Origin of the sequence: Enhygromyxa salina (assembly GCF_000737335.2) — a bacterium.
GTDB lineage: Bacteria > Myxococcota_A > Polyangia > Nannocystales > Nannocystaceae > Plesiocystis > Plesiocystis salina_C.
Map to the genome: position 1 here is coordinate 1 of NZ_JMCC02000240.1, position 5,812 is coordinate 5,812.

Below are 5,812 nucleotides of genomic sequence, written 5' to 3' on the forward strand. Positions count from 1 at the left end.
GCCGACTCGGCACCACGTGTCTCCCGATAGGTCAGCCCGCGCTCGTCGTAGATCGTGGTGATCGTGGCCTCGCCCTGCTGCTGTAGCGTGACCTCGCGGTTGGCGTCGTAGCCAAGCACGCTGGTGAGCACGCGGCCGTCGCCAACCTGCTCGGTGGTGAGCGTGAGCTCGTTGAGAACGTCATACGCAAACGAGGTCGAGACCACGCCGTTGCCCTGCGGCGCACCTGCACAATCGAGCGCCTCGTAGTCGACGCGGACCAGGTTCATGTTGGCGTCATAGATGTGATCCGTGTACGCCCGCGTGGCCGCACCGCCTCCGCATGTCGCAGGGCACGTGGTGGCAGGACCCAGCTCGCGGACCAGCTCGTCGCGCGCGTTATAGAGGTAGAGCTTGTCGTTGCCGCGCGGGTCCACGCGCCGGACTTCATTGCACGCGGCGTCAAACTCTTTGGTGGTCGTCAGCGCCAGCCCATCAGGGTCGACGATCTCCTGACGAACATGCCCGTCATCGGCGTAGCTGAAGACCACCTCGCGGCGGACGCCCTGTGGGTCCGCCGGCAGCTGATGCCGGGTCAGCTGGCCGACAGAGCTGTACTCCATGTCTTCGCGGGTATCTGGCTCGGGGTGAATGATCGATGTGCGATTCCCAGCGGCGTCATAGCGTGCCTGGGTGACGTTGCCGCGCGCGTCGGTGGCAAGCACGACGAAGTCTTGGGCGTCGTGTTCGTTGCCGAGTCCCGGCGCGTACTCGAACAACTCGCGGATCCGCGGGAGGCCGCTGTCACACACGTCGGCCTCATAGCGACGCTCCCGCAGGTTGCCTCGGATCCGCGGCGACGCAGCGGAACTCAGATCCCCCTCGTAGATCGACACCGTCGCGTTCCCTCGCGGGTGGACGACGCGGCTGACGTGGCCATCGGCGTTATAAGCGAACCGCGTCTCGAAGTAGTCCGGGTCATCAGCCCGCAGCTTGTCCACAGGTGGGTTGAGCTGCACCGTGGTCGGCAGATCCGGGTTGGCGAACCCGGTGTACTCCCGGCGCAGCACGAGCTGGTTGTGCGCGTCGAAGAAGTGCGCGCTCACCCGGCCCACCCGATCATTCACCCATGCCATCGCAACCGCGAAATTATTGTCAGGCGCGGGCCCCACGCTGGCATACGTCATGCTAATCCGGTCATCGGGGTCGCCCCATGCCTGCGCGACGAGTCGGTCAAACGCGTAGTCGCTGGGCTCGAGCGTGCTGGCGTAAGTATTGCGCAGATAAATCTGCCCCAAGCTGTCCTCGATCGTCAGCAGGTTGCCATCGAGCTCGGAACGCCCGGTGTCCCTCGCGTAGGTGTACACGGTCCGCGTCCCATCCGGGAAGTCGTTGCCAGTCACCGTGCCCATGATCGGCGCAAGCGTGACGCTACGAAGATCATGCAGGTTCCCGCCAGGCTCATCGGCCCCATAGCGTGCATAGCGAACCGTGCGGGCAACATCGGGCCCAAGCTGCGCGGTGACCTCGGTGATATGACCCGTCTCGTCATACGCGAGCTCCAACGATTGCCCGCTCGCGTGGACCACCCGTTCGAGCCGGTCATATTTGTCGTATTCCAACTCGATGATGTTCTGGTTGCGATCAACAATCCGCCACAGCCTACGAACATCACCCGGTGCCGAGTCTGCTTCCGCGTGAAAGATCCAGCGACCACCATCGGCGAAGGTCAGCACAAAGCGCTGATCACCATCAAACTCACCCGTGCGATGATAGCGAGGGGCCGTCCACACACCCTGCGCATCCAAGCGAAACTCGGCAGGTCGGGCGTTGCCATCGTATATGGTGATCGGCTGATCTGGACCGGCGCCAAGCTCCGCATAAATGTTGTAGCTATGGTCCCAATTGTTCCCAAGCGGCGACCGCCCCGCGGCCGGCCCCAGGCGCGATCGATAGCGGCGCGCCCACACCAGGTCTAGCCCGACCGTGCAGCCCCGCACCCGCAGATCAACCACCCGCTCATGGAATTCCCCCGAGAACAGATACCCAGCCTCGTCTCGCGGACAGGCGCCATCCGGGCAAAGCTCGAATGCGTGAGGCTCGCCAGCCGCGTGGCCGGGCGGCTCGAGCATCCTGACGTCCAACGCGTCTCGCAAGCGCGGCCCGGGAAGATCCGGCCGCTCCCCGCAGCCACAAACAACCACCCAACACCCAACGATGACCACGCACATCAATCGCTGAAAGGCACACATCCCTCATTCAACCTGCCACGCACGAAACCCGGACGAAGTGCCATCCGCCGAAGCTGAGCCCGCAACTTTCTCGGCGTTGCGGACGACCCCGAGGTCTACCCTGCGTTCTCAACGCCCCGCGTGGATGAGCTGAGCCACGGATGAGTTTCTGCCGACCTGCCCACCGCGGGCGTGCGGGGGCGGCTGAAGTCGGGCAGCTCGGGCCCTCGATGTGCCTGCGCTCTCACAGCCGATCACCGCCGCTCATCTGCATCGTGTTGAACGTCTCTCCATGCGTATCGCGGCAGCGCCGCGCTCGCTTGGCCCCGAGGCGTCGGGATGACCTTCGGTCCGCACCCGAGCGCCTGATACCAAGACACAGGGCCTGCAACGGCGTTGCACGGATCCAGCGCCGACAGGCCCGCCAGGCGTGAGCACGGACGGTCGCGCCCCCGCGCGTGGACGGTGCGACGCTTTCCTTTGCCAGCCAGCCGCTGGCGGAAGGAAAGCATCATGTTCATCAAGCTACAGGTACTACTCACGTTCTTCGCGACGCTCACTGGCAACAGTGGGGGGCCCCCCGATCTGTGTGACCTCGTCTACACGGACACGGGCAGGCCGATCCTCTGCGAGCCTCATCGCGACGGTGCGCCGGTTTACGACGACACCGTTTGCTGCGAGGGTCGCAGCTGCTCGCCGGCCCGGGATGGTTCGTGCGCGACGGGTGAGACATTCCATTGCGAACTCGGCGAGGTGCGGGCCACCGGCGAGGTGAGCTGCTACTTCGAGGTTCCCGACTTCTGCGAGGTGTTCCCCTGCAAGCCGGGGTTCCAGCCCCAACCGCAGGCGAACTACATGTGCTGCTACGAGGGGATTTGTTGGAACATTTATCACGGCTCAAACGACTGTGAAATCCAGGACATCTACTGGTGTAACGACGGCGTCACGAACCAGGACGGCACCGTCACCTGCTTCGACTAGCGATTGAAGCGGTGGGAGGAGACCTGCCTCGTCCCACCGCTGGCCCTATCCTCCAACCAGCTCTTCAATGGCTATGTCAAACCGCCAAACTTCCTCTTGTGATCGGTGTTGGCTAGCCATGTGTCGACCAGCCTGAAGCACTTCAGCCGCTCGACGAAATTCCCCCGCAGCGCTGTAGCGGTTGGCCAACGTGAACGCGTCTTCTGTGTACCTTTCCCACGCTTGGTTGTCCGCATCCAGCTTCAGCAGACCTCGCTCGACCGTCTCCGCATTTGCGAGCCGTCCCACTTCGACAAACGCTGAGAACTTCAGCATCAAGATCGCACGCGTCCGCCAGCTCCCGTGCCCGAACTCTTCCTGGTGCACCCGCAGCGCCAGGTCCAGATACTCCAACGCCTCCCCGGCCCGGTGCACCGCCAGCAGCCCGCGCGCGTAGCTCTCGTGCGCCGCGCTCAGCAACTCCCGCGTCCCGCCATGCTTCGCCAGCTGAGCCTCCCGCAGCTCGACGGCGCGAAGCAGCAGCGTGACCCCGCGCTCACGCACCTGCTCCGGCCCGGCCAGCAACGCGAGCCCGTGCACCTGCAGCAGCTCCGCCACACGGTCCGGCCGATACTCGGCAAACACCGCTCGGGCCCCGAGCGCATGCGCGTCCACACCCGCGATCTCCCCCCGAGCCCCCGCGACCGCGGCCAGCTTCATCTGCACCTCGGCCCCAAACACCCCAAGCCCAAGCGCCCATGCGTCCTCGTACGCGCGCTCGAAGTCCTGCACCGCGCCGTCGAGCTCGCCATCGAGCCGACGGATCTCCCCGCGCCAGAACATCGCCCGCGCGACGCCGTAGTCTGATCGCAGCTCCAGCGACAGGTCCATGTACCGCTGCTGACGGTCCCGGGCGACCTCGAGATCCCCCATCCCGACCAGCGCCTGCACTTCAACGTCGATGTTTCGCAGCTCGAGCAGCCCGCCGTACCCCCACTCGGCGTCGTGCGGATGATCGACGCAGTGGCCAGGGTCGGGCAGCTCCGCGATCACCGTCGCATAGCTCAACCCCTCGCGCAGGTGCGGCGTACGAAACGCCTGAACGGTCGCCTGAAACCGATCGCGCAGACTCGCGCTGCACGGCGACGGCTTCGTGCTGGCCCCGATCGTCTTGGCCTCGCTGCACTCCGCCGCGCGCACGTCCACCCACCGACCGGCCCAGCGATCGAGCCCGTCGCCGGCCTGACGGCTCCCAAACGCGCCGCGAAGCTCGGACTGGATCTCATCGTCCCAGATCTGCTCGAGCTCGACGCTGACGTCTTCGCACGCATCCGCCTGGGCCGGCCGCGACGCCACCAAGAACCCAACCGCCACCGACGCAGCGATAGCGACGCCACCGATCGACGCCGCCGCCCACGTCCACCGCGGTCGCTTCGGCTCCCGGACCCGCTCGAGCTCGCGCAGCAGCGTTGGCACGTCCGGCCAGCGTTCGTCGGGATCCCCCGCGAGCCCCCGCGCCAAGATCCCAAACAGCTCGCGCGGCATGTCCCGCCGCGCCGGCGTCAGCACCCGGCCTTGCTCGCGCGCCTCCGCGTCCGCGAACGGCTCCGCACGATAGAACAGCTGATAGGCGATCATGCACAGCGCGTACAGATCATCACGCTGGTCACGGAGCCGGTGGGCCACCACTTCGGGCGCCATGTACGTGACAGTCCCGACCCATTCAGCCATGGCGTCGGCATCTTCGATCGCGCACCCAAGCCCAAGATCGGCGATCCGCGGGCGGCCGTCCCGACCAAATATGATGTTGTTGGGCTTGAGGTCGCGGTGCAGGAGCCCGGCCTCGTGGATTGCCGCGAGCCCCCGACAGATCTGCACGATGATCTCCAACAGCCCCTCCCACGCCCGCGGCAGGTCCTGCTGATCCAGCGTCCCAGCCTCGAGATACGGAAGCACGACCGCGACCCGACCGGCTTCGACCAGGCCGATGTCGAGCACAGAGATCACGTTTGGGTGATCGACCCGCGCGAGCAGCTGCCCCTCACGCAAAAGCGTGTAGCGGCTTCCTAGACCCCGATCGGCCAACATCAACTCGAAGACCTTGGTCGCATCTTCGCCGAGGTTCAGCAGCTCGAGGTCTTCAACTTCGAAGTTGGCGAGCGGATCGATCGGCTCCTTCTTGAACGCGACCTGACGCTCGAGGTGCTTGTCCCAGGCTCGGTAGACCGACGCGTTGCGACCCTCTCCGATCGGGAACGCGTTCTGGAACCGGTCCGAATTGAACTCCTTCAGACCCCAGGGGGGCTGGTCGATCTGCTCGTCCATGTGACCCCGATGGTAACACCCCGAACACCTGCACGTGCAGCGCGGGCAGCCTTCTGGCGACGCTCCAACGCGTGCAGCTTCGGCGGGTGAAAAAAAGTTGAAAATAATTCGAACGAAACAGGCTCGGGCCTCCAATTTACATGCTGGAGAAACAGCGGCGGCGTGCGGAAGACCTTCCGACAACCGCTCGTGGGCCGGCGCCTGCGGGTGCTGAGAGAGCATTTGCGTCTGAGCCGGGCGAAGCTGTCGAACGCGACCGGCGTCGACGCCAGCGCCCTCGCTCGGCTCGAGCGCGGCTGTGACGTTCGAATGTCCAG

Annotated in this window: 4 protein-coding genes; 2 read left to right on the forward strand and 2 right to left on the reverse strand. The window is 65.4% G+C overall.

Annotated elements, in window-relative coordinates; all coding sequences use genetic code 11:
* The coding region (locus DB30_RS40545; protein WP_165704186.1) for a DUF6531 domain-containing protein at positions 1-2,123 on the reverse strand (2,123 nt) is incomplete at its 3' end.
* A gap of 600 nt (positions 2,124-2,723) precedes the next feature.
* On the opposite strand from DB30_RS40545, the gene DB30_RS40550 reads away from it, so the two are divergent.
* Positions 2,724-3,191 carry a hypothetical protein gene (locus tag DB30_RS40550; protein ID WP_146662926.1) on the forward strand — a complete coding sequence of 156 codons (468 nt, stop codon included), beginning with the start codon at positions 2,724-2,726 and terminating at the stop codon, positions 3,189-3,191.
* A gap of 45 nt (positions 3,192-3,236) precedes the next feature.
* On the opposite strand, the gene DB30_RS40555 is transcribed toward DB30_RS40550, so the two are convergent.
* Positions 3,237-5,495: a serine/threonine-protein kinase gene (locus DB30_RS40555; RefSeq protein ID WP_052559476.1), complete on the reverse strand. Its 2,259-nt coding sequence runs from the start codon at positions 5,493-5,495 to the stop codon at positions 3,237-3,239.
* 189 nt (positions 5,496-5,684) lie between these two features.
* On the opposite strand from DB30_RS40555, the gene DB30_RS43385 reads away from it, so the two are divergent.
* The coding region (locus DB30_RS43385) for a helix-turn-helix domain-containing protein (RefSeq protein ID WP_420870707.1) at positions 5,685-5,812 on the forward strand (128 nt) is incomplete at its 3' end.